General features: G+C 63.9%; 19 protein-coding genes. 8 read left to right on the forward strand and 11 right to left on the reverse strand.

Annotated features, from left to right (window positions below):
* Positions 1-126: 126 nt before the first annotated feature.
* The 3 genes from ACE3TY_RS19855 to ACE3TY_RS19865 form a co-directional block, all read right to left on the reverse strand.
* Positions 127-2,604: a mechanosensitive ion channel domain-containing protein gene (locus tag ACE3TY_RS19855; RefSeq protein ID WP_374656246.1), complete on the reverse strand. Its 2,478-nt coding sequence runs from the start codon at positions 2,602-2,604 to the stop codon at positions 127-129.
* A gap of 139 nt (positions 2,605-2,743) precedes the next feature.
* Complete coding sequence (locus tag ACE3TY_RS19860; protein WP_374656248.1) at positions 2,744-3,439, reverse strand: ChrR family anti-sigma-E factor; 696 nt, start codon at positions 3,437-3,439, stop codon at positions 2,744-2,746.
* On the reverse strand, positions 3,436-4,179 hold the full coding sequence (locus tag ACE3TY_RS19865) for a sigma-70 family RNA polymerase sigma factor (RefSeq protein ID WP_374656250.1): 744 nt from the start codon (positions 4,177-4,179) through the stop codon (positions 3,436-3,438). Before ACE3TY_RS19865 ends, ACE3TY_RS19860 begins: the two co-directional genes overlap by 4 nt.
* A 161-nt stretch (positions 4,180-4,340) precedes the next feature.
* Here ACE3TY_RS19865 and ACE3TY_RS19870 point away from each other — a divergent pair, with 161 nt between their 5' ends.
* Complete coding sequence (locus tag ACE3TY_RS19870) at positions 4,341-5,576, forward strand: class I SAM-dependent methyltransferase (protein WP_374656252.1); 1,236 nt, start codon at positions 4,341-4,343, stop codon at positions 5,574-5,576.
* 17 nt (positions 5,577-5,593) lie between these two features.
* On the opposite strand, the gene ACE3TY_RS19875 is transcribed toward ACE3TY_RS19870, so the two are convergent.
* Entirely contained in the window at positions 5,594-7,645 is a 2,052-nt protein-coding gene (locus ACE3TY_RS19875; protein ID WP_374656254.1) for an ATP-binding protein, read from the reverse strand.
* 238 nt (positions 7,646-7,883) lie between these two features.
* On the opposite strand from ACE3TY_RS19875, the gene shc reads away from it, so the two are divergent.
* Positions 7,884-9,839, forward strand: a complete 1,956-nt coding sequence (gene shc, locus ACE3TY_RS19880) for a squalene--hopene cyclase (RefSeq protein ID WP_374656256.1) — start codon at positions 7,884-7,886, stop codon at positions 9,837-9,839.
* On the forward strand, positions 9,839-10,480 hold the full coding sequence (locus ACE3TY_RS19885) for a nucleoside phosphorylase (RefSeq protein ID WP_374656258.1): 642 nt from the start codon (positions 9,839-9,841) through the stop codon (positions 10,478-10,480). The genes shc and ACE3TY_RS19885 overlap by 1 nt, the downstream gene beginning before the upstream one ends.
* Here ACE3TY_RS19885 and hpnH read toward each other — a convergent pair.
* Together hpnH and ispH are read right to left on the reverse strand one after the other, a co-directional pair.
* Positions 10,451-11,605 (reverse strand): adenosyl-hopene transferase HpnH, encoded by a 1,155-nt coding sequence (hpnH, locus tag ACE3TY_RS19890; RefSeq protein ID WP_374656260.1) that lies wholly within the window; start codon positions 11,603-11,605, stop codon positions 10,451-10,453. The genes ACE3TY_RS19885 and hpnH overlap by 30 nt on opposite strands.
* A gap of 24 nt (positions 11,606-11,629) precedes the next feature.
* Complete coding sequence (ispH, locus tag ACE3TY_RS19895; RefSeq protein ID WP_374656262.1) at positions 11,630-12,586, reverse strand: 4-hydroxy-3-methylbut-2-enyl diphosphate reductase; 957 nt, start codon at positions 12,584-12,586, stop codon at positions 11,630-11,632.
* A gap of 417 nt (positions 12,587-13,003) precedes the next feature.
* Here ispH and dxs point away from each other — a divergent pair, with 417 nt between their 5' ends.
* Both dxs and ACE3TY_RS19905 read left to right on the forward strand, forming a co-directional pair.
* Entirely contained in the window at positions 13,004-14,917 is a 1,914-nt protein-coding gene (gene dxs, locus ACE3TY_RS19900) for a 1-deoxy-D-xylulose-5-phosphate synthase (RefSeq protein ID WP_374656264.1), read from the forward strand.
* Positions 14,914-15,543 (forward strand): ABC transporter substrate-binding protein, encoded by a 630-nt coding sequence (locus tag ACE3TY_RS19905; protein ID WP_374656266.1) that lies wholly within the window; start codon positions 14,914-14,916, stop codon positions 15,541-15,543. Before dxs ends, ACE3TY_RS19905 begins: the two co-directional genes overlap by 4 nt.
* A 75-nt stretch (positions 15,544-15,618) precedes the next feature.
* On the opposite strand, the gene ACE3TY_RS19910 is transcribed toward ACE3TY_RS19905, so the two are convergent.
* From ACE3TY_RS19910 to ACE3TY_RS19925, 4 genes are all read right to left on the reverse strand, one after another.
* Positions 15,619-18,192, reverse strand: coding sequence for an MMPL family transporter (locus ACE3TY_RS19910; protein WP_374656268.1), 2,574 nt, complete (start codon positions 18,190-18,192; stop codon positions 15,619-15,621).
* 4 nt (positions 18,193-18,196) lie between these two features.
* Positions 18,197-19,837 (reverse strand): copper resistance D family protein, encoded by a 1,641-nt coding sequence (locus tag ACE3TY_RS19915; RefSeq protein WP_374656270.1) that lies wholly within the window; start codon positions 19,835-19,837, stop codon positions 18,197-18,199.
* Positions 19,838-19,871: 34 nt separating this feature from the next.
* The gene (locus ACE3TY_RS19920; RefSeq protein WP_374656272.1) at positions 19,872-20,255 is read right to left on the reverse strand and encodes a copper resistance CopC family protein; all 384 of its coding nucleotides are present in this window, start codon (positions 20,253-20,255) and stop codon (positions 19,872-19,874) included.
* 68 nt (positions 20,256-20,323) lie between these two features.
* A complete protein-coding gene (locus tag ACE3TY_RS19925; protein ID WP_374656274.1) occupies positions 20,324-20,935 on the reverse strand; it encodes an ABC transporter substrate-binding protein in 612 nt (203 codons plus the stop codon).
* Positions 20,936-20,950: 15 nt separating this feature from the next.
* Between ACE3TY_RS19925 and ACE3TY_RS19930 the strand changes: the two genes are divergently transcribed.
* The gene (locus tag ACE3TY_RS19930; RefSeq protein ID WP_374656276.1) at positions 20,951-22,009 is read left to right on the forward strand and encodes an NAD-dependent epimerase/dehydratase family protein; all 1,059 of its coding nucleotides are present in this window, start codon (positions 20,951-20,953) and stop codon (positions 22,007-22,009) included.
* Here ACE3TY_RS19930 and ACE3TY_RS19935 read toward each other — a convergent pair.
* Positions 21,974-22,534 carry a CHAP domain-containing protein gene (locus ACE3TY_RS19935; protein WP_374656278.1) on the reverse strand — a complete coding sequence of 187 codons (561 nt, stop codon included), beginning with the start codon at positions 22,532-22,534 and terminating at the stop codon, positions 21,974-21,976. The genes ACE3TY_RS19930 and ACE3TY_RS19935 overlap by 36 nt on opposite strands.
* Positions 22,535-22,911: 377 nt before the next feature.
* On the opposite strand from ACE3TY_RS19935, the gene sucC reads away from it, so the two are divergent.
* The gene (gene sucC, locus ACE3TY_RS19940) at positions 22,912-24,099 is read left to right on the forward strand and encodes an ADP-forming succinate--CoA ligase subunit beta (protein ID WP_374656280.1); all 1,188 of its coding nucleotides are present in this window, start codon (positions 22,912-22,914) and stop codon (positions 24,097-24,099) included.
* Between the two features lie 3 nt (positions 24,100-24,102).
* Positions 24,103-24,978, forward strand: a complete 876-nt coding sequence (sucD, locus tag ACE3TY_RS19945; protein ID WP_374656282.1) for a succinate--CoA ligase subunit alpha — start codon at positions 24,103-24,105, stop codon at positions 24,976-24,978.
* Positions 24,979-24,997 lie beyond the last annotated feature (19 nt).

A 24,997-nucleotide genomic window follows, 5' to 3' on the forward strand; every position in this document is an offset into this window, starting at 1 on the left:
TCCTCCTGATGGGCATGTGCCGCGCGATGCGGCGAACATGCCCATTGGTGGCCTTAAGCAGGCGGAAGGTTCAAATACGGGATAAATTCAGCGCATCGGTGTGACGGCCGTCACAACCGCATTGTCCTATTCTTCCGTGGCGATCGGGCCGCTGGGTTTGGGCTGCTTGACCGGCTCGGTGGCCGGGGGCGGCGGCACCTCCGGTTTCGGCCGGATCACGCTCGCGGTATGCGCCATTTCCACGCCGTGGGCGCGGAAGGCATTGTCGATGGCGAAGTTGAGGTCCGAGGTCACCTGGTTGACATAGGCGGTGTCGATGACGAAGCAGCGCAGCTCGAATTCGAGGCCGATATCGACGAACCTTTTGAACAGGACCGTTGGCGCCGGCTCGGCGCAGACGCGGCGCTGCTGGCGCGCGCAATCGAGCAGCAGGTCGCGGACCAGCCTGGTGTCGGTGCCGGGTACCACCCGCATCGGAATGACGACACGGATGATGCGGTCGCGGAGCGTCCAGTTGACGACCGAATTGGCGATCAATTCGGAGTTGGGAAAGATCACGCTGGCATTGTCGAAAGTCTCGACCTCGGTCGATCGTACCGAGATGCGCTTGACCGTGCCCTCGGTGCCGCCGACGACGATCCAGTCGCCGACCTTGATCGGGCGTTCGATGAGGATGAGGATGCCGGCGACGAAATTCTCGACGATCGTCTTCAAGCCGAAACCGACACCGACCGAGAGAGCGCCGGCGATGATGGCGATGTTCGAGAGGTCGATGCCGAGCGTCACCACGGCAAGCGTTATGACGACAATGCTGCCGACATAGCCGAAGCCGGCGGTCACGGAATTCTGCAGGCCGATATCGAAGCGCGACTTTGGCAGCAGATGGTCGGACAGCCAGCGCTTGATGCGGCCGACGATGAAAAGGCCGGCGACCAGCACGAACAGCGCCAGCACGATTTCGCTCAAGGACAGCGAAACCTGGCCGACCTGAATGCCGGTCACGGCGCGATTGATGATGAGGTTGAGCAAGGACGGCGACAGGCCGTAGAAGACGAGAAGCAGATAGAAGGCCGGCAGCCACAGAACGGTTTCGACCAGCAGGCGCGCCCAGAAGCTGAGGCGGAAGGCTTGCGTGCGGCCCGGCGCCGCGGCGGCGCCTTCGTCGGTCACTTCCGCACCCAGCACACGAACGAGGCCTTCCAGCATGACCGAGCGCAGCAGCCAGGCGATGCCGACGACGACCAGGGTCGCGGTCACGGCAATCAGGATGTTTTCCGACAGATAGGCGTAGCCGGCCAATGAAAGGAGCGGCGAAACGCAGGCCACGGCAATGAGGAGGCGCCGCACCAGCCCCATGATTCCGGCAAGGCGCGCATCCGGCGCCGCCCAGTAGTCGCGGCGCAGAAGCGAGAGGGCTATGGCACCGATGACGAGGTCGCGCAGGAAGGCATTGCAGGCGGTAAAGGCGTCGGGAGCGACGGGACCCTCCTTGGTGCCCATCAGGTAGACCATGTTGAAAAGCGCCACCATGATCGCCAGCAAGGTGACCTTGTTGGCGATCTGCGGGGCGCCCTGGGGTGTCACCGGTATGACGCGCCAGGTCGGCGCATGGGGCGAAAGCGTGGCGCGCGCGAGGCCGGAGACCAGCAGGAAGACGATCAGATTGAGCGTGGCGCCGGCCACGAGCTTGGAGAAGAAGTCGCTCTTTACAGGTACGATCCAGCCAATGAGGAGGCCGAGCGCGCCCAGGAAAATGCAAGGCAGCAGGATGTCGGACACCGCCATGGCCGTTGCCGCCAGAATACGGCGGGCGTGGCTGGGCTCTTCGATCATCGGATTGGGGCCCCAGCGGCGGCGCAGGAACAAATGCACCTGCCAGGCGATCAGCAGGGATATCGCGATGAGAAAGGCACCGCCGATCAGGACGATGCCTTCCATGCCCTCGGCCGCGATCGCGCGCCACCAGCGTTGCGGCGCCGACAGCGTGTCGTCGACGGCGCCCAGCATCTGCTGCCAGGCTTCGAGCCAGACCGTGGGCTTGAGCGGCGAGGGCAAGCGCTTGAGCATGAAAGCGGTCCGCTGGCTCTGCTCGTGTACGCCGATGGCGGCGAGCAGGTTCTGGGCCCGCACGGTCGTGAGCTGTGCCTGGCTGATATACCCGTCGAGTTCGGCCTGACGCTTGCTGAGCGCGGCACGGGTGTTGGCGACCTTCTCATCTTCCGGCGGTGCGCCCTCTGCCGGTGGCGGACCGAGGCTCTGCAGCTCGGTTGCGACGGATTGCACGGCCGGCTGGCTTGCACCGCGCAGGGCCTGGGCCTCGGCAATGACGGCGGCGAGCTGCTTGGTTGCGGCGTTGATTTCCGGAGGTGCGAGGATCTCCTGCTGCAGGGTGGCTTCGGCGGCCTTGAGGGTCTTGTCCCAGGCAACAAGCCGTTCCGGCACGGCCGCCAGCGGATTGGCGGCTGGTAGATTGGTGGCTGGCGGATTTTGGGCGAAAGCAGCCCCGGCAGAACTCAGCGTCAGGATGATGAGCGCTAGAAATAATGTGGTTAGTGAGCGGCTTGCCCGCATTCTGACGGCCTGCAGTGTGAATTGGCGAAACATGGCGTCAGAGTAGCCCGCCCGATGCCGATGTCCAGGGCTTAGCGTGTCGCAGCGCTTGCGGAGAAAACGTCATGGCCTACAAACCGGATAGCCGTGGCCTGAAGCGGGGATGCCGGCCGATCGCGGCGGCGTTGGCGGGTCAGATGCCGATGAAGGGCTGCATCAGGCGGCCGAGCCAACCGTCGAAGCGCAACGGAGCATCCGTCACGACCAGACAGACACAGACATCTTCGGTCCCGGCGACGGGATGGTGATTGACTGATTCGTCGGCTACTTCGATATCGCCGCGGACGAAGCGCGCGCCCATCGAAGTGAAGCTGCCTCTGAGCACGAGCGTAAGCTCGGTCCCGCCATGGCCGTGGGCAAAGACGGCGCGGCCGGGCGCGATGCGCAGCAGCCGCGCGGTGGCGCCATCGTCCGTCACCAGCGGCATGTGATGGATGCCCCGTCCCAGGGCCAGCCAACGTGCCGCGTCGACATCGCCGCCGACATAGCGGCGCAAGGGGGCCGGCAGCATCGCAACGGATTGCCGTGCCCTAGCCGGCTGTGCTGCGGGGGTCGGCTTTGTCACGGGGGTCGGCTTTGCCGGGGGCGACGATGCCTTGGCACGGGCGAGGGTTGCGGCGAGGGCCCCTTGCCGCAGGACGGCTTCCGGCAGAGCGTCGATCATGGTGCCGCCCAAAGCCTCGTATCCCGCCGCCTGCCGGCGGCAGGCGGGGCAAAGCGTCATGTGCGTCGCGACCGCCAGGGCGCTGGCTTCGTCGAGCGCCCCTGCCGCATAGGCGGCGACCAGGTCTTCGCCGGGGTGATGCGAAATGGCGAGCGGGGCGGTCATGATCGAGGCTCTCCCAGGGCCTTGCGGAAACGCTGAAAGGCAAGGCGCATGCGCGATTTTACGGTGCCGAGCGGGATGCCGAGTTCGGCCGCGATCTCGGCATGGGGCTTGTCTTCGAAGAAGGACAGATGAACGATCGTCGCCTGTTCGCGCGGCAACGCTGCCAGCGCGGCGCGAACGGCCCGTGCCTGCTGGCCGTGATCCAGCATTGCCTCCGGCGAAGCGGGATCGTCCGGAACGAGCGTCGGATCGTCGAACTCGATCTCGGGGCGTTTCCGGCGGCGGAAGGCGTCTATGCGCAGGTTGCGGGCGATCGAGAAAATCCAGGTGCCGGCCCCGGCCTTGTCGGCATCGAAGAGATGCGCCTTGCGCCAGACCGTGGCCATGGCTTCCTGCGCCAATTCCTCGGCCTGATCCTCGGCGGCACCCAGTTTGCGCATATAGGATTTCAGACGCGGCGCATAATAGCGGAAGAGTTCCGCGAAGGCGGATTCGTCCGGCGCCTCCTTGAGCACGGTGAGGAACCCTGTCATGCGCTCGGCGCCGTTGTCCGGCCTGGCCTCACTCAAATTCATCCTGGCAACCGCCGATCCTGTTCCGCCCGCCGCCTTCTTCTTAGGCCGTTTCGCGCCGATCCGCACCCCGTTCTCTGCAGCCTTTGCCGCATCGCCGCCGATCCAGCCGGTCTCGAGAATGCCGAGCGAGGCGGATAGCGACGGGAGGATGGGTGCGTTTTCCATGGTTTCGTTACGAGGCCGGCACGGGGTTGGATCAGCCGGGCCATCGAAGTGCCGCGGTCGGGGCGGCGGCTACTTCACAAACGGCCCGGTTCCGCCGATACTTCCGCCAATCCGTTAATGGATCGCTTGATGACAGTTCGCCGGGCATGAGGGGGACAAGCATGGCGGGATCATTGCAGAGCCGGGACCGGACAGGAGTCGATAAGAGGGGAGCGGCTCATCCGGCGGCGAACATCTGGGAAAACATTTTCAACCGGACGCTCAATCACCTGCGCGTGGGCAGGCTCGCCGTGATGTTTCCCGACGGGCGCAGCCATGCGGTGGAAGGACCGGAGCCGGGACCGGAGGCAGCGCTCGAGATCAAGGATTCGCGCGGCATCCGGCGGCTGGTGCGCGGCGGCGATATCGGTTTCGCCGAGGCCTATATGGCGGGCGAGGTGGACAGCCCGGACCTCACCGACCTTATCGAACTCGCCGCACGCAACGAGCGGGCGATGGCCCAGGCGCTGTCCGGCAAGCCGCTGGTCAAGGCGTGGCATCGCCTGATGCATCTGATGCGGCCGAATTCGAAGGCGGGCGCCAAGCGCAACATCGCCTATCATTACGATCTGGGGAACGAATTCTACCGCCAGTGGCTGGACCCCTCGATGACCTATTCCTCGGCCTATTTCGAGCGCGGTGCCAGCGAGCTGCAGGCAGCGCAGGTCGACAAGTACCGCCGGGTGGCGGAACTGGCCGAACTGGGACCGGGCAAGCGCGTGCTGGAGATCGGCTGCGGCTGGGGCGGTTTCGCCGAAGTGGCGGCGCGCGATTTCGGCTGCAGCGTCACCGGCCTTACTCTGTCGAAGGAACAGCTGGTCTTCGCGCGGGCGCGCATGGAGCGGCAGGGACTGGGCGGTCGGGTGGAGCTGCGCCTGCAGGACTACCGCGATTGTCCGGGTCTGTTCGACAGCATCGTCTCGATCGAAATGTTCGAGGCGGTGGGCGAGGCGCATTGGAAGCGCTATTTCGATGTGCTGCGCGATCGCCTCAACCAGGGCGGCACCGCGGTGCTGCAGATCATCACCATCGCCGAGGAGCGGTTCGACAGCTACCGGCGCAATGCCGATTTCATCCAGCGCTATATCTTCCCGGGCGGCATGCTGCCGACCGCCACGGCGCTGCGCCAGTTGGCGCGGGAGAGCGGCCTGCAGCTGCTGGGGCAGGACGGCTTTGCCAGCTCCTATGCGCGCACGTTGCGCGAATGGCGCGAATCCTTCCTGCTGGCCTGGCCGAAGATCCAGCCGCTGGGCTTCGACGAACGCTTCCGGCGCATGTGGACCTATTACCTGGCCTATTGCGAGGCGGGCTTCAAAGCCGGCTCGATCGACGTCGTGCATCTGAAGCTGCAGCGCTAGGAACGCTTCGCCGCCGTTCAACCGGCCATTTCGGGCTGCAGGGCAGCGGGCGCGACCACGGACTTCACGCGCTTGGCCGGGAAGACCAGGCCCATGCGCGTGCCCTGGCCGACCTTGCTCGACACCGTCACGTCGCCGCCATGCAGGCGGATGAGGCCGCGCGTGATGGAGAGGCCGAGGCCCGTGCCGCCGCGCTTGGTGGGCTCGTTTTCGGCCGTATGGGCGGCGCGGATGCCGAACGGCGAGAAGAGCAGGGGCAGCATGCGCTCGGAGATGCCGCTGCCCGTGTCGCTGACCGTCACGACGAGATCGCCCGCCGGTGTCGGGTCGGCGGAAACCGCGACCGAGCCGCCGGCCGGCGTGTGGCGGATGGCATTGCTGAGCAGGTTGAGCAGCATCTGATTGAAGGCGCGGCGATCGCAATCGAGGGCGATCGGCAGCGTGCCGGTGAGACCTTGCAACTGGACGCCCTGTTCGTCGGCCGCTGGCTTCATCATGGCCAGGCAATTGTCGATGAGCGGGCGGATGTCGTAATCGCCGAACTTCAGCTCCATCTTGTCGGCCTCGATCTTCGAAAGATCGAGGATGTCGTTGATGAGTTCCAGAAGATGCTTGCCGCTATGGTGGATATGGCCGACATATTCGGCGTAGCGCTCGTCGCCGAGCGGGCCGTAGAGCTGCAGGTTGAGCAGTTCGGAAAAACCGATGATGGCGTTGAGCGGCGTGCGGAACTCGTGGCTCATATTGGCGAGCACGTTCGATTTCGTGCGGTTGGCGCGCTGCAGTTCGGCGTTGCGGCTTTCCAGTTCGGCGCGCGCCTTCTCCAGTTTCCGGCGCGACTTGCCGATGCGTTCGGCCATGGCGTTGAAGGCGCTGGCAAGGCGCCCGATCTCGTCATGGCGGCGGATGTCGGCGCGGCTGCTGTTTTCGCCCTGTTCGAAGCGCTGCACGGAATCGGCCAGCAGGCGCAGCGGCTGCACGACACGCTGCTGCAGCAGGCTGTGCGTGATGACGGCGACCAGCAGGAAGGCGATGAGGGTCACGACGACGGAGCCGAGGAAGGCGTCGGATATCCGGCCGGCGACGCTCCGCAGCGGAACGATGTGCAGCAGGGTCCAGTCCGGTCCGGCGATATGCCCCGCCGCAGCGAGGACCGGCTGACCGTCGAATTCCGCAGCGACGATGCGGGGCGCCTCGAACCGGCCGAGGGCGCGCCAGACCGGCGCCAGCGCGGCATCGATGATGGCCTTGTCGGCAGCGGCGAAGGCGACGCTTTCGATATGCTTCTGCCAGGCGCCGGCCAGCATATAGTCGCCCTTGGCGTCGATGAGGAAATCCTGGCTGGCGGCGAAGGTGCGATTGCCGGAAAGGCGGTCGAACAGGCCGGCCAGGAAATAGTCATGGCCGATCGTGCCGATCCATTCGCCATTGAGGTCGAGCGGCTTGACGGCGCTGACCATCCAGGATCGCGCGACGCGGTCGTAGGCCGGTTCGGTCCAGTAGAGCGCGCGGCCGGGATTGATGCCGGGGTCGGCGCCGGTGATCCATTCGGTGACATTGTAATCGACGTTCGGCGTTACATCCCGCACATAAGTCGGCACGCGCGGCATGAGGACGATGGTCGAGTGCCAGCGCGTCAGGAACCAGAGCGTATCGAAGCGCGGCACCGTGCCGGCACCGTAAAGCTCGACGATCGGCTGGACGCGGGCGTGCAGCGCCTTGCTGAAATCCGACAGCGGCGTCTTGGGGTCGATATAGACCCCGGCATGGCGGCGGCCGTCGAACGTCTTGGGGTCGGAGCGCAGCGAACCGTCGGGGAAGGGCACGCCGAGCCTGCCAAAGGCCGCAAGATCCGCTGCCGATATCGGCGCGGCCATCGCGCCGGTAATGAAGTCCCGCAGCCTGTCGAGGCTCGGTTCGGCCTGGGCCAGCGCCGTTTCGATTTCGTGGCGCTTATTTTCCTGGGCACCGAGAATGATGCGTTTGGCATCTTCGACGGCCCAGCGCTCGCTGAAGAAATAGAGCAGCAGGCCGGCCGGCGCGCCGATCAGGAAAACACTGATCGCCAACGCCGCCATCAGCTGCCGAGACAGCCGGGCGCCCAACCACCGTTGCAGTCTTACGAGCATCGCCACCCTTCAGGACCGATGCGTAAAAATGCCGGACGAGCATTAATAAAGCATTGAAATATCAGGAGTTACCGGGACCGGGGGAAATGCACTATAGTAACGGTAAAGGCTTGAAAACAGGGGGAAAATCGCGCATTCTCCGGCCAGTCATCGGAAAATATTAGAGCGATTCAAAAGAATGAGCAGTCGCAACCTCGCTGCCCAGGCGGAGATTGGCGTTGCCGCGTTTGCGGAACGTTTGGAGCTGGGAATCGAAAAAGCCGCCGGCGCCTTGCTGCAGCAGCAGCGGGAAGATGGCCATTGGGCCTTCGAACTGGAAGCCGATGCGACGATTCCGGCCGAGTATGTCCTGCTGAAGCATTTCCTGGGCGAGATCGACACGGCGACGGAAGCCAAGATCGTGCGCTACCTGAAGAATATCCAGGGAGCGCATGGCGGCTGGCCGCTCTATCATGGCGGTGCTTTCAATATCTCGGCTTCCGTGAAGGCCTATTACGCGCTCAAGATCTGCGGCGAGGATATCGATGCGCCGCATATGAAGCGGGCGCGGGACGCGATCCTGGGCTTCGGTGGCGCTGCGAAGAGCAACGTGTTCACGCTGATCCAGCTGGCGCTGTTCGGGCAGATCCCGTGGCGCGGGGTGCCGAAGATGCCGGTCGAGATCATGCATCTGCCCAAATGGTTCCCGTTCCACCTCGACAAGGTGAGCTATTGGTCGCGCACGGTGATCGTGCCGCTGCTGGTGCTGATGTCGAAACAGCCTAAGGCGCGCAATCCGAAGCGGGTCGACGTGCAGGAGCTGTTCCCGGTGCCGCCGGAAGAGGTCGCCAACTGGTACAATATGGACCGGAAGGGCCCCTGGGCGGTCTTCTTCCGCGTCGTCGACCGCATCCTGCAGCGCGTCGATGGATTGTTCCCGAAGGGCCTTCGTCAGAAGGCGGTCGACAAGGCGGTGGCCTGGACGATCGAACGGCTCAACGGCGAAGACGGGCTCGGCGCCATTTATCCGGCCATGGCCAATTCGGTCATGATGTTCGACGTGCTGGGTTTCCCCAAGAACGATCCCAGCCTCGTCATCGCCAAGCAGTCGATCGAGAAGCTGATGGTGATCAAGGACGACGAGGCCTATTGCCAGCCCTGCTTGTCGCCGGTCTGGGATACGGGCCTCACGGCCCACGCCCTGCTCGAAGTGGGTGGGGAAGCGGCGGCGCGCGTGACGGCGGCCACCGACTGGCTGAAGGACCGGCAGATCCTGGACGTCGTGGGCGACTGGGCGGCCAAGGCGCCGGGCGTGCGCCCTGGCGGCTGGGCGTTCCAGTACAACAATGCGCATTATCCGGATGTCGACGACACGGCCGTGGTCGTGATGGCGATGGATCGCCTGGACCATGCCCGCTACAAGGAATCGATCGACCGCGCGGTGGAATGGATATTCGGGCTGCAGAGCAAGAATGGCGGCTGGGGTGCCTTCGACGCCGACAATGAATACTACTACCTCAACCACATTCCCTTCGCCGATCACGGCGCACTGCTGGATCCGCCGACGGCCGATGTGTCGGCGCGCTGCCTTTCGATGCTGGCGCAGCTCGGTTACAAGATCGATCATCCAAAGGTGAAGGCGGCGGTTGACTACCTGCTGCGCGAGCAGGAGCCGGATGGCGCCTGGTTCGGCCGCTGGGGGACCAACTATATCTACGGCACCTGGTCGGTGCTGTGTGCCTTGAACGCCATCGGCCTGGCGCCGGATCATCCGGCGATGCGCAAGGGCGTGGCGTTCTTGACGAGCAAGCAGCGCGCCGACGGCGGCTGGGGCGAAAGCGGCGACAGCTATTGGGCCGACAAGCCGCGGGGCGAGGGGCCGGAATCGACACCGTCGCAGACGGCCTGGGGTGTGCTGGGCCTGATGGCGGCAGGTGAGGTGGACAGCCCGGCGGTAGCGCGCGGCATGGCCTACCTGACCGACATGCAGAAGGCCGACGGCACCTGGGACGAGAAGGAATACACGGCCGTCGGTTTCCCGCGCGTCTTCTACCTGCGCTATCACGGCTATAAGGCGTTCTTCCCGATCTGGGCGATGGCGCGCTATCGCAACCTCAAGCAGGGCAACGCGCAGCACGTCATGTACGGCATGTGATGAAGGTCGGCGTTGTCACCGGCATGCTGGCTGAAGCCAGGCTCCTGGAGGGTCTTGGCTATCGTGTGGTTGCCGGCGGCGGGCACCCGCGAGCGACGCGCGACAAGACCGAGTTGCTGGTGCAAGAGGGCGTGACCGCCCTGCTGAGCTTCGGTATCGCAGGTGCGCTCGATCCGTCATTGAAGCCAGGCGACCTCATCATCGCCGACGCCGTGCAGCTTGCCGATGGGAGGACGATTGCGTGCGATGAGGCTTGGCAGCAACAGGTCCGTGACAGGATCGGTGGGCTGGAAGGATTGATCGCCGGCCGGTCCGTGGCGGCCGCGACGCGGGCGGAGAAGGGCGTTCTCTTCAAGTCGAGCGGTGCGCTCGCCGTCGATATGGAAAGTCATCATGTGGCGGAAGTGGCGAGCCGTCACGGGCTGCCGTTCCTCGTCATCCGCGCCGTTGCCGACACGGCGGAGGATACGCTGCCGCAAGCGGCGCTGGTGGGCCTCAACGAAGAAGGACGGCCCGCGATCGGTGCCGTCCTTCTGTCTTTGCTGAAAAAGCCCTGGCAGCTGCCGGCACTGATCCGCGTAGCGTTGCGCTCGCGGACCGCGATGGCCGCACTACTCCGCGGCCGCGCGGCCTTGCTTTAGGCGCTCTTTCTCTTCGTGGATTTCGTGCATCGCCTTCTCGACATGGCTTGAGAAGACATATTCGGCCGGGCGCTGCTTATCGAGCGAGATGTCGGCCACCATCGGCTTTTCCGTTTCGATGCCCTTCATGACGACCTTCAGGGCTTTGAGCGGGCTGCGGATCGTGTCCTTCACGGCGCTGCCTTCGAAGCCGGAATGGACCATGCAATCGGCACACTTCTCGTAGTTGCCGACACCGTATTTGTCCCAATCCGTCGTTTCCATGAGTTCCGCGAACGTGCGGGCATAGCCTTCGCCCAGCAGGTAGCAGGGACGCTGCCAGCCGAACACGTTGCGGGTCGGGTTGGCCCAGGGCGTGCAGTGATAGGCCTGGTTGCCGGCGAGGAAGTCGAGGAACAGGGTCGACTGGCTGAACTGCCAGCGACGGCCGCCATTGCCTTTGCGGAAGATGGCGCGGAACAGGTCCTTGGTCTTCTTCCTGTTGAGGAAATGCTGCTGGTCGGGCGCGCGCTCATAGGCATAGCCCGGCGAGACGGTGATGCCGTCGACGCCCATCTCCATCACGTCGTCGAAGAAGCTGGCGGCACGGTCGGCATCGGTGCCCTCGAAGAAGGTGCAATTGATGTTGACGTTGAAGCCGGCGGCCTTCGCCTTCTTGATCGCCGCAACGGCCTGATCGTAGACGCCGTCCTGGCAGACCGACTTGTCGTGCTCGGCCTTCGAGCCGTCGAGATGGACCGACCAGGTGAAATAGGGCGAGGGCTTGTAGAGATGCATCTTCTTTTCGAGAAGAAGGGCATTGGTGCAGAGATAGATCGAGCGCTTCTGCTCGTTGATCAGCCGATCGACGATCTCCGGCAGTTCCTTGTGCAGCAGCGGCTCGCCGCCGGCGATGGAAACGACGGGCGCGCCGCATTCGTTGGCGGCATCCAGCGCTTCCCGGACCGAGATGCGCTTGTTCAGAATCTCGGCCGGATAGTCGATCTTGCCGCAGCCCGAGCAGGCGAGATTGCAGCGGAACAAGGGTTCCAGCATGAGCACCAGCGGATAGCGCTTGCGGCCCAGGAGGTGCTGCTTGACCACATATGAGCCGACACGGACGGCTTGGCGCAAAGGTACGGACAAGGGGTGAACTCCTTCTTCTTATTCTTACTGCGCTGCCGCCGGCAGATCGGACAATGCCTGGTCGGCCAGTTCCGGGGGCAAGCGGAAACGAACGTTTTCCTCGACGCCCATCATCAATTCGACCTGGACGTCCTTGAGTTCCTGCAAGCGCGCCACGAGGTCCTGGACGAGAACATCGGGAGCGGAAGCGCCCGCGGTGACCCCGACCGAGCCAACATCGGCCAGCCATTCGGGGCGAAGCTGCGAGGCGTCTTCGATCAGGTAACTCTTAATGCCGAGTTCCTTGGCCAGTTCCTTGAGGCGGTTCGAATTCGACGAATTGGGGGCGCCGATGACCAGGACGAGATCCACCTGCTCAGCCAATTGGCGCACGGCCTGCTGACGGTTCTGCGTGGCGTAGCAGATGTCCTTGGTGTTCGGTCCGACGATTTCGGGAAAGCGGGACTTCAACGCTTCGATGACCGCCTTGGTATCGTCGACGGAAAGCGTGGTCTGCGTGATGTAGGCGAGCTTGCCGGGATCCTTCACTTCAAGCTTCGCCACATCGGCGGTGGTCGAGATAAGGAGGACGCCGCCGGGCACCTGACCCATCGTGCCTTCGACTTCAGGGTGGCCGGCATGGCCGATGAGAATCACTTGGCGTTCCTGGTCGGCATAGCGCGTGCCTTCGGTATGCACCTTGGACACGAGCGGGCAGGTGGCGTCGATGACGTTGAGGCCGCGCTCCTGTGCCGCCTGCACGACGGTCTTCGAAACGCCATGCGCGCTGAAGATCGCGTAGCGGCCTTCCGGTATCTCGTCCAGTTCCTCGACGAAGACGGCGCCCTTGGCGCGCAGGCCTTCGACGACGTGCCGGTTGTGAACGATTTCGTGCCGTACATAGACCGGCGGGCCGAAACGTTCGATCGCGCGCTCGACAATCTCGATCGCGCGTTCGACGCCAGCACAGAAACCGCGCGGCTGAGCCAGAACTACCCGCATGCCAATCGATCCACTCTGTTCAACAGAAATATGACAAATACCCTAGCCAGGCGCTCAGTCTTGACGCCATAACACAATGCTATTCAACCGCGGTGAGTAGCTGGGACTGAAAGCACCGTTTACACAGAATTGCCTTGCTTGACCACTGCAATCACCGCATTTGGGGGCCAACTAAAGGGAAGTCGCCGGTAAACGCGCAATAATGTATCGATTTTGTCAACCATTTCGGAGCTTTTGCTGCTATTTCAGGGTAATGTGCCTGGGAAAGGGGTGGCACTTTGCCAGCGATTTGCCTATAAGCACCCGGATTCGGATACCTTGAACAGTCACATTCCCCGGCATCGGGTTGCTTACTGATTGCCGGCCAGCAGCGCATCAACCTTGGGGCGCATCAACAATGGGTAAAAGGCTTTTCTCTTGACCAGCAAAACACCCTTGCTCGACCGCGTCGTCACGCCGGCGCAATTGCGCCAGCTCGACCCCTCGGACTTGCGCCAATTGGCGGACGAACTGCGCCAGGAGACCATCGATGCCGTCTCGGTAACGGGTGGGCACCTGGGTGCCGGACTCGGCGTTGTCGAGCTGACCGTGGCGATCCACTATGTCTTCGATACGCCTTACGATCGCCTGATCTGGGATGTAGGACATCAGGCCTACCCGCACAAGATTCTGACGGGCCGGCGCGACCGGATCCGCACGCTGCGCCAGGGCGGCGGCCTCTCCGGCTTCGTGAAGCGTTCCGAATCGGAATACGACCCGTTCGGCACCGCGCATTCCTCGACCTCGATCTCGGCGGCACTCGGCATGGCGGTGGCCAGCGAAATGCAGGGCCGCAAACGTGCCTGCATCGCGGTCATCGGCGACGGCTCGATGTCGGCCGGCATGGCCTATGAGGCAATGAACAATGCCGGCTCGCTCGACACCAAGCTGATCGTCATACTCAACGACAACAATATGTCGATTGCGCCGCCTGTCGGCGCGCTCTCGGCCTATCTGTCGCGTTCGCTTTCGTCGACCTCGTTCCGTTCCTTGCGCCATTTCGCCAAGGACGTCTCGCGCATCCTGCCCGACCGCTTGCAGAAGATGGCGGCGCGAGCGGAGGAATATGCGCGCGGCATCATCTCGGGCGGCGGCACGCTGTTCGAGGAGCTGGGTTTCTATTACGTAGGCCCGATCGACGGCCACAATATCGACCATCTGCTTCCCGTGCTGCAGAACCTCGCCAAGTCGGACGAGCCGGGGCCGGTACTGGTTCACGTGGTAACGCAGAAAGGCAAGGGCTATGCCCCGGCGGAGGCCTCGGCCGACCGTTATCATGGCGTGGTCAAGTTCGATGTGGCGACGGGCGTGCAGCAGAAATCTGCCCCCAAGGCGCCGAGCTATACCGGCGTTTACGCCAAGGCGCTGATCGCCGAAGCCAAGGCCGACGAGCGCGTCGTCGCGGTGACGGCGGCGATGCCATCCGGCACCGGCCTCGATGCGTTCGGCAAGGAATTTCCGGACCGCACGTTCGACGTAGCGATCGCCGAGCAGCACGCGGTCACCTTCTGCGCCGGCATGGCGACGGAGGGGCTGAAGCCGTTCTGCACGATCTATTCGACCTTCCTGCAGCGCGGCTACGACCAGGTGGTGCACGATGTCGCCATCCAGAGGCTGCCTGTGCGCTTTGCCATCGATCGCGCCGGTCTGGTCGGCGCCGACGGCCAGACGCATGCCGGCAATTACGACATCGCCTATCTGGGCTGCCTGCCGAACTTCGTGCTGATGGCGCCGTCGGACGAACTGGAACTGATGCATATGGTGGCAACCGCCGCCGCCATCGACGACCGCCCCTGCGCCTTCCGCTATCCGCGCGGCGAGGGCGTCGGCGCCGACCTGCCGGCGCGCGGCGACGTGCTGCCGATCGGCAAGGGCCGCATCGTCCGCGAGGGAAGCAAGATCGCCATTCTCAATTACGGGGCGAGAATGGTGGAGGTGCTGAAGGCCGCCGAAGAACTCGGCGCCAAGGGCCTTTCCTGCACGGTGGCCGATGCGCGCTTCTGCAAGCCGCTCGACGAGGAGCTGATAAAGCGTCTCGCCCGCGAACACGAAGTGTTGATCACGGTCGAGGAAGGCGCCATTGGCGGCTTTGCCGCGCATGTCCTACAGTTCCTGGCAAAGAGTGGTGCCCTGGACAAAGGCTTGAAGATCAGACCCATGAACTTGCCGGATATCTGCATCGATCACGATGCGCCGCAGAAACAATACGACATTGCAGGGCTCAATGCCCGCCATATCGTCAGCGAGGCGCTCGCCGCCCTGGGTGTTGCCGAGGCGAGCGCGCGGGCATGAGCATGCGGATGGTTTCCCGCCGCCAGGCGCTGGCCATGGCTGGCGCGGCGGCGATGCTGCAGCCCGCCTTTGCTTTCGCACAGGCAGCGCCGGATCCGGTGACCCTGGTCAACGGTTTTTATGCCGCCTTGCTGGACTGCATGAAGCGCGGTGCGGAACTGGGTTTCGACGGTCGCTTTCAGGTGATAGAACCGGTGCTCAACGAGACTTTCGACGTAGCGACCATGTGCAAGATCTCGGTCGGGCCGGAATGGACCAAGATGCCGGGCGACCAGAAGGGCGCCGTGCTGGTCACCTTCAACAAATACATGATCACGACCTATGCAGCCCGCTTCAAGGAGTTCAAGGGCCAGGAGTTCAAGGTTGGCGAGGCGAAGGCGGCTGGCGAGGGCCGCACGCTGGTCGAAACCCAATTGATCCGCTCGAACGGCGAACCCGTCGAACTCAATTACCTGTTCCGCTACAACAAGGATGTGTGGCGGGTGATCGATATCTATCTCGCCGGCGCCATCTCGCAGATGGCGCAGCTGCGCTCGGAATTCTCGAAGACTGTCGTCGATGGCGGCGCGGATGCGCTGATTGCCTCGCTGGAGCAGAAGATCGAGGATCTCAAGAAGGAATCCTGATCCGGCAAGGCCGGTCGGGGCGACCGAACTGGAAAAGGCGGGCGGTCATCTGGCGCCCGCCTTTTGTTGTTGCGCCTATTCGGCCGCTTTCGGCGGCTTGCCCATCAGGACGGGCATGAAGGCGAAGATCACCACCAGCAACATGGCAAGCGATATCAGCAGCAGCATGCCCATGCGTGCCGTGCCCGGATGGCTGGAAAGGGCGAGGCTGCCGAAGGACGAGCCGGTCGTGAGGGCGCTGAACAATACGGCGCGGGCCGTGCTGGTAGAGAGGGGCTTGTCGGTGCCGCGGCGCCAGTTCACCACGAAGTAGATATCGAAGGCGACGCCGATGCCGAGCAGCAGCGGTAGCGCGATGATGTTGGCGAAGTCGAGCTTCAGGCCGAAGGCGACGCAAACGACGATCGTGCCGAGCCCCGTCATGAGCAGCGGCAACATGACATAGACGACATCGCGCGGCCGCCGCAGGATAACGAACAACAGGATGGCGATGGCGACGATGGCGGTGAGGCTCGCCATCTGGAAGGCCTTGGTGACGGCGCGGCCCGATTCGTAAATCTGCACGGCAGGCCCGGTGGCCTCGGGCGCCACGCCGCGCACGGCGGTGACGAAATTCGCCAGCACGGCGCTGTCGTTGCTGTCGCCCTTGGGCATCACGGTCAGGCGCATCTCGCCGTCGGCCGCGATCCACTGGGACTTGATTTCGTCCGGCAGAGTTTCGAGCGTCACAGGTTCCGCCTGCAGGGCGGAAGCCAACATCTTCATACGCGGCATGAGGCCATCGACCAGCATGCGCTGCAGTTCCGGATAGAGCGACGGGTCGGCTCCCGCCGCCTGGTCGAGCAGGCGCGCCAATTGCTGTGCCTTATCCGACGAGGGAAGAGCCTCGCGCAGCCTGGCGGCGCAGCGCGAGAGGGAAGCGCGGATTTCCTCGACCGAGGGAACCGGCTTCGTCGCCACCGGCTCCAGCGTGACGCCCATCAGCAATTGCAGATCCTCAAGGATGGGAAGCTTGGCATCCTGGTCCTTGGGCACAAAGCTGGAGGCCGAGATGACGGCATGGACTTCGCGCAGCTTCGAAAGCTTTTCCTTCAGCGCATCGGCGGCCGCGGAGTCCGGCACCACAATCTCGATCGCATAGGGCGAGCGGATCGGATCCTTCATCAGATCGAGGATCGCCGCCATGGATTCAACCTTGGGATCCTTGAGATGGAGCGGATGAAAGTCGAACGCGAGGCGCGGCGACAAAGCGAGGCCCGCAACGGCCAGGATGGCCCAGACGGCCAGCACGATCCTGCGGTTCCCCAGCAGCCATCGATCGGCCGCCTTGCCCCAGGCCAGGCCCATTTCGGCGGCGAGGAAGCGCGGCTTGAAAAGGGCCAGCAAAGCAGGCAGGAGCGTGAGATTGAGCGCCAGCGTGACCGCCATGCCGGCGGTAGCAATGAGGCCCAGTTCGGAGACGCCGCGATAGTCGGTCGGGATGAAGGCGGCAAATCCCACAGCGATGGCGATGGCGGCCAGCGTCAACGGCCGCGCCATGGCGATGCCGGTCCGGGTGAGCGCACCGACGAAGCCGCCCTCGATCTTCTCCTGGCCATAGCGAACGCCGAACTGGATGCCGAAATCGATCGACAGGCCGATGAACATGACGGCAAAGGCCACGGAAATCAGGTTGAGCTTGCCAACGGCCAACGTCGCAAAGGCGAAGGTGAGGACGAGGCCGATCACTAGTGTGATGAAGGTAGCCAGGATGAGCTTGATCGAGCGCAGCGCCATGAAGAGCCACAGCAGGACCAGCACGGTCGAGATGATGAGCGCCCAGCCCATGCCTTCGGCGACGGTGGCGAATTCGTCGTCATTGAGGGCGACGGGACCGGTCAGCCGCACGGTGACGCCGGTATCAGGAGTGAGGCCCAGTTCCTTGACGCTGTCGCGGACGAAGCCGGTTGCGGCCTCGCCCGGCTTCAGCGCGGCGAAATCGCGGTTGGGCTGGGTCAGGATGAGCCGGCGCAGCTCGCGTGCCTCGGTCGGACGATCGAACAGCACCGTCTGCCACGACATGGCCTGCCGCTTGCCAGAGAGCGCATCGCTGAGCGCCGTCGAGATCGACGCGAGCGGCTTCTCCAGGCGGCCGATACTGCCAGGCTGTTCCGCGACATGCTCCGCGAAGAACGATAATGTACCAAAAAGACCGCGCAGCGTCGGATCCTGCATCAGCGACCCGATGAAAGGCTGCGCCTCGATCACGGCGTCGGCGATCTTCCGCACCTGGTCGGTGGGCAGGAAGAGAAGACCGTATTTCTCGAAGAAAGGACCGCCGTCGGCACGTCGGGCGGTCGCAAACAGATCCTTGCGTGCGGCGATCCTGGCAAAGAGGGCGGCGGCAGCGTCCTCGGCAGCATCCGGTGTCTTGCCATCGATCATGACGACGAGCAGCCCGGTATTCTGTGGGAACAGGTCGTTGAAGTGGGCGAGGTCCTTGCGCCAGGGGAGATCCGGCGAGATCATATTGGCGGTGTCGGTGTCCATGCCGAGGTGCCGCGCGGTGAAAAGCCCGGCGGCCCCGGTCAGCAGCAGGGACAGGATGACGAGCAACAGGGCGCGCCGCTCGCTCCAGCCGACGACAGTTCCGACAATTCTCTCAAGCATCAGATCAGATCTCGCGATAAAGGATCAGCACGGCGCCGACCAGACAGAAGAAGCTCGGCCAGAGCCAGCCGCAAATCCGCCGGCCGCGACCGACAAGACGCAATTCCAGCCAGCGCGACCAGGCCGCCCAGATGCCAAGGATGGCGATGGGCATATGTGTCATCTCGATCAACAGCAATTCCTTCACATTGGCGATGGAATGCGAATGGGTGAGCAGCATCATGCCGCCGATGGCGCTGAGCAGGGGGAAGACATACTGCGCCCAGCTGCGCGTCAACGCGCCGGTCCGCACGCTCCATTCAAAGCCGGCAAAACCCGTGATCAGTACCATGAAGAGTTTGTGCTGGACGAATTCCGGATCGAGCAAGCTCTCGGTGAGACTGAGGGCGCCGAAAGGCCAGCCCTCGGCCTCGGACCGGAGGAAGAGAAATCCGGCAAGGCCAACGAACAATAGCGGCCAGTGCCGGGCCCAGGCCGCGCGCCCGGTCCGCTCCAGCAGAGCCAGGATGCCGATGGCCAGCACGAATATGCCGGCCCAGTGGTGGTTGTATTCCGACCAGGCGATGTCTCCGGCATTGCGCGGCAGCGGCATGCCGGCGCCGGGGACATAGACCTGCATGTGACTTGCGTCCTCGGACGTTTCCGCGGCGGCGGCCTGGCGCTGCTCTTCGTAGAAAGCCAGGCTATCCATGTCCGGACTCTTGAGCGCCGGCCATTTCGGTTCAAGCCGTTCGGCAATGTCGGTCAACGTCGCGCGTCCTTCGGTGAGGTCGATCGCCGGTGGCAGCGACGTGATGGAGGCGGCAACGAAGAGGATTGTGATGCCGATGCCGATCTCAACTTCGACAAAGCGCTTCAGCCGCAGGAGCGATGCGCCGGCATCGCCGGACAGGCGGCGGACGGTGCGGGAATTGAAGAGACCAAGGAGCAGCAGAGTGAAAAAGAGGATCGTCTTGGTGCCGAGCATCATGCCGTAAGCGGTGCCGTACATTGCTTCCGACGAGCCGACGTAGAAGATGAGCATGACGCCGCCGGAAAGGGCGATGGCGAAAACGGACAACAGGGAGAGATGGGAATAGCGCAGGCCGATGCGCTGAAGGGCATCGCCGCGCGGCAGGACATTGAGCGCATGGAGGAAGGCGGGCAGGCCGCCGATCCAGATCGCCGCGCCCAGATGATGAAGGGCCGTCGTCGCGATGAGAATGCCTTGATTGTCGAGGCGCGCGACGGCATGGCTGGTGGCGATGCCGGCACCGATATCGATCAATGCAAGGATTGGCAGGAGGAAGTCGATCCGCGCGGACCGGCTGAGCAGGACGATCGCGGCAAGACCGGCGCCCAGCCGCAGCAGCTGGGCCGAGGCGTAGGTCCCGCCCAGCGCAGTCAGATAGCTGTCATTGGTGGTGCCGGCGAGAATGGCCGTATGCGCCCACAGGTTGACGGCCAGGATGGCGACCATGAAAGCGGCACTGTAGAGGGCGATGCGGCGGCTGACCGCGACGATGTGTGAATCGGTCGGGCCGCAGATCGGCAAGGCGCAAAGACAGAGAAACGCGATCGATCCCACATAGAAGCACTGCGCCGAGCGCGCAAGGCCGGACAACAGGACCGTGAGGAAGCCGAAGATATCGAGCAGGAGGGACATAAGCGGCCAGTCCTTCAGATCCGGGGCGCGCCGCTCAAGGCGCCACCGTGAATTTGACGTCGCCGCGGGTGATATGACCGTCCGTCGCCAGGACCTGCCAGCGTACGGAATAGGATCCCGGTGCGAGGGCGCTCAGACGGCTGGCGAGGACGGCCGGGCTGTCATTCGGCAGGATAGGGATATCGCGGACGCCGCCATCGGGGCCGGTAAGGGTCAGCTTCGAGCGCGCCGTGTCGATCCGCACGTTGAAAGTGAAAGCGAGGTCGATTTCCGGCCCGCTGACGGTCGCGCCGGCCGCGGGCACGGCCGAGACGATGATGGCGTGGGCAGCCGCCGGCGCCGTCATGGCCGCGACGATCATTGCCAGGACGACGCCCGGAAGGGCCAGCGTCCTGAGAAAATAAGCTAGCTTGCGCAATATCTTACCTGTGCAGCCGGAAAATCCTGGCGGAGCCCGCTAAATAGCAGACCGGACCGGCGAAGTCATCACTCGGCAGGGCGCCCCGGGAGCGGCGGAAAGGCACGATCCAGGGCTCGCCGCCAGGGCGTCAGAAAATATTCCGCCGTGACCGATTGAGGTGCATGCGGCTGGGCCTGCAATGTCACAAGGCTGCGCAAAAAGATGCCGAGCGAAATGCCGAGAATCTTGAGATCGGCCAGGCGCAGGCCGTTCCCATCCGCAGCAACCAGCCAATTGACACGCCAAGGGGCAAGGCCCGGCCGCGCGATCTGGCTGTCAACCGCGACCATTCCTTGCGCGCCCGGACCGACCTCGCCGAGGTCCAGGCGCAGGCCGGGATAGGCCGCGCGCAGGCGTCCGACGGCGTCCAGCGCCAGGGCGCAGAAACCTTGCGCGAACCGGCTGCGTTCCGGTCCCGGCAGCGCTTGCCAGGCGTGACCGGCGGCAAAGCGGCCGAACGCCGATACCTGCGGGCATAGGCTGGCGGTGTCGAGATCGGGGCCGAGGCTTGTTTCCACGAGGGTGCGAATATAGGTTGCCGCTGCCGCATGCTGTATGTCTGCGCGAAGCGCGCGGGGCGCAGATAGTGCGACACCGAAAGCAAGGATGAGCGCAGCGAGGATGCGGACCGGAAGCATGATGTGGGAGCTTACATGGTAGGAACGGAGTCGCGCGAGGCGGGCCAGGTGCTGGTCACGGGCGGTTGTGGTTTCATGGGCCGGCATCTCGTCTCGCTGCTGAGCGCCCGTGGCGAGCGTGTCCGGGTGCTGGATCTGCGCGACTGGCCGCAATCGCCAGTGCAGCCCCAGCCTGCCAATGTCGAGTTTCGCCAGGGGTCGATCCGTGACCGAGCCGTGCTGAGGCGGGCGATGGCTGGTGTCAGCCGCGTCTTTCACCTGGCCGCCAATCCCAATCTATGGGCGGCGGACCCCAACATGTTTCACGAAGTGAATTACGAGGGCACTTGCCGCGTCCTCGATGCGGCGGCGGAAGCCAACGTGGCACGCTTCGTCTATACCTCGACCGAATCGATCCTGAAGAACATCAACGCACCGCGCAGTTCCCGGAACGCGCTCATCGACGAGAAGGTGCGGCATACGGTAGGTGACGTACCCGGGCCCTATTGCCGTTCGAAGTTCCGCGCAGAAGAAGCGGCGAAAGCCGCCGCAGACACGGGCATGCCGCTGGTCATCGTCAACCCGACCATGCCGATCGGGCCCGGCGATTTCCTGCTGACGCCACCCACCAAGATGATCCTGGGTTTTCTCAACGGGACGACGCCGGCCTATCTCGACTGCGATTTCAACCTGGTCGATGCGCGCGATGCCGCTCTGGGCCATCTGCTGGCGGCCGAGCATGGCCGCATCGGCGAGCGCTACATTCTGGGCCACGAGAATCTCAGTCTCGGCCACCTGCTGTGCGAGTTGGAAAGGCTGACGGGATTGGCGATGCCCAAGCGTAAAGTGCCCTATTGGCTGGCCTATGTGTCGGCCCTGGTCAGCGAAGGTGTCGCCAATCTTACCAAGGAGCCGCCGATGGCGCCCTTGACCGGTGTCAGACTGGCGCGCTCGTCCATGGCGTTCGACTGCAGCAAAGCGCAAAAGGAACTGCACTGGCAGTGCCGGCCACTGGAGCAATCCCTGCGCGACACGGTCCTGGACCTGCGGCAGCGCGGGTTATTGCGGCGGCAACCCAAGCAGCGTGCCGCTTGATGCGACCGGCGCCGGAGCGGTTGTCGCGGCGACATTGTAGATGAACCCGTAGGCAGGATAGACACTGCCATAGACACCAGCCTCGAAATTATAGAAGCGCGGCATGGTCCAATCATTGGCCGGCGAGACGTCATGGACGCTCTGTCCGTTGAGCACCTGTCCCGGAATCCAATTGGCATGATCGACCAGGATTTCGCGGGAACTGATCACCTGCCGCACGACGGCGACATGGCCGCTGCGCAGGCGGCTGGTCCGGGCGAGCACGAGAACGGCGCCGGGCGTCGGCGCCGCGCCGCGCCGGTAGATGCCAGCGGCACCGTCCCACCAAGTATAGGCGTCGCCGCGCAGGTTGATGCCGGAGGCGAGCCGGGCATAAGGCACGCATTGCATGTCGTCATAGGTTGCCGTGAGGCCGCTGCCGGGCGCTGCCCCGCTCGGCGTAAGGCTGGCGCTGCGCGGCGCAACGAATGGCGTGTCGCTATCTGCACAAGCGGTCAACAGCAGCAAGACTGTCAGTGATGTCATCGCCGTCGAACGATGAAGCCGATTCAACAATGCTTTCTGCATGATAACGGGTGCCGGCGACTCGTGACGTTTTCGCTATCATGCTAGTCGAATCTGGGACAGTGAGAAAGACCCACCGCGATAAGATGAAAGCGGGTCGCCAAGAGCGCCCGGACGAATGACCGGACAAGTGCCGCCAGCACTATTCAAGTAGTCGTCATCCGCCCATGCGACCAGAGTGATCGCGTGCCGGATGCGGGGGTCGGAGAAATATCCGACCGCTTGGTCAATCGGCCTGCTGAACGCAGCAATACAGCTCCAAGAAATGCAATCGCGCAAACGGGCGCCACGGCCGCACTTGGCCTGATGCCGGCGCAGGTCGATAGGGAGAGTCGGCGATGAATATTCATGAATACCAGGCAAAGCAGTTACTGCGCCGGTTCGGCGTTCCGGTGCCGCGGGGCGATGTCGCCCACAATCTGGTCGAAGCGGAATCGATTGCGGAAGAACTCGATGGCCCGACCTGGGTCGTCAAGGCGCAGATTCATGCCGGCGGCCGTGGCAAGGCCGGCGGCGTCAAAGTGTGCCGCTCGATCAAGGAAGTTGTGGCCAATGCCGACCAGATGCTTGGCATGAAGCTGGTGACGCACCAGACGGGGCCGGAAGGCCGGCAGGTGCGCAAGGTCTATATCGAGCAGGCCAGCGACATCGCGCGCGAGCTATATGTGGCGCAGCTGATAAACCGCATGACAGGCGGCGTCACCCTCATCGCCTCGACTGAAGGCGGTATGGATATCGAGGAAGTGGCGGCCAAGCATCCGGGCAAGATCATTCGGCTGGACATGCAGCCGGCAACGCCGATGCGGGCATTCCAGGCCCGCCAGGTCGCCTTCGATCTGGGCCTCAAGGAGCGCGAGGTGCACAAATTCGTCCGCCTCGTGATGGCGGTGAACAAGGCGTTCCGCAGCCTCGACGCGGTGATGATCGAAATCAACCCGCTGGTCGTGACCGGCGTCGGCCGCCTGGTGGCGCTCGACTGCAAGATGATCTTCGACGACAATGCCCTGTTCCGGCACAACGATATTCAGGATCTGCGCGACGATAACGAGGTCGATCCGCTGGAACTGGAAGCGGCGCGCCACGACCTCAATTACGTGAAGCTCGACGGCGATATCGGCTGCATGGTCAATGGCGCGGGCCTCGCCATGGCGACCATGGACATCATCCAGCATTTCGGTGGGCAGCCAGCCAATTTCATGGATATCGCCGGGGCGGCGACCAAGGAGCGGGTGGCGCGCGCCTTCAAGCTGATCTTCAACGATCCCGGCGTGAAGGGCATCCTGGTCAATGTCTTTGGCGGCATGATGCGCTGCAATTCGATCGCCGAGGGGATCGTGGGCGCGGCGAAGGAAGTTGGACTCGATCGGCCGCTCGTCGTGCGGCTGGAAGGCACCAATGTGCAGCTGGGTCGCGAGATCCTGGAGCAATCGGGCCTGCCGATCATTACCGCGACGACGCTGGCCGATGCGGCCCAGAAGATCGTCGAAGCGACGCGCGGCAACCTTGCCACCCTGAAGAGGGCTTGAACCATGGCCATTCTCATCGACAGAAACACCAAGGTCATCTGCCAAGGCCTCACCGGCACGCAGGGCACCTTTCACTCGCAGCAGGCAATCGAGTACGGCACCCATATGGTGGGCGGCGTCACGCCGGGCAAAGGCGGCGGCTCGCATCTGGGCCTGCCGGTATTCAACACCGTGCACGAAGCCCGCGCCAAGACCGGCGCCAATGCGACGGCGATCTACGTGCCGCCGATCTACGCCATGGATTCGATCATGGAAGCGATCGATGCCGGGATCGAAACCATCGTGGCTATCACCGACGGTATTCCGGTCCATGACATGGCGCGGGTGCGCAAGGAGCTGAAAGGTACGAAGTCGCGGGTCATCGGGCCGAATTGCCCGGGCGTCATCACGCCAGAACAGTGCAAGATCGGGATCATGCCGGGCTATGTGCACAAATCGGGCAAGGTCGGCATCGTCTCGCGTTCCGGCACACTCTCCTATGAAGCGGCGACGCAGACGACCGCGGTCGGCCTTGGCCAGTCGACCGTGGTCGGTATCGGCGGCGATCCGGTCAATGGATCCAGTTTCGTGGATATCCTGGAACTGTTCCTGGGCGACGACCAGACCGAAGCCATCATCATGATCGGCGAGATCGGCGGGACACCGGAGATCGATGCCGCCGAGTTCCTGAAGCGGGAGAAGCGCAAGAAGCCGGTGGTGGGCTTCATCGCCGGCAAGGCGGCGCCGGCCGGGCGGCGCATGGGCCATGCCGGTGCTATCGTATCGGGTGGCGGGGAAAGTGCCGCTGAGAAGATCGAGGTGCTGCGGACTGCGGGTATCCACATCACGCCAAGCCCGGCCGAACTCGGTAGGACTGCCCTGGAGGTCTTGCGGGGCTAGCTGTCGGTTTTGCGCTGCA

The organism is Dongia sp. (genome assembly GCF_041918875.1).
GTDB lineage: Bacteria > Pseudomonadota > Alphaproteobacteria > Dongiales > Dongiaceae > Dongia.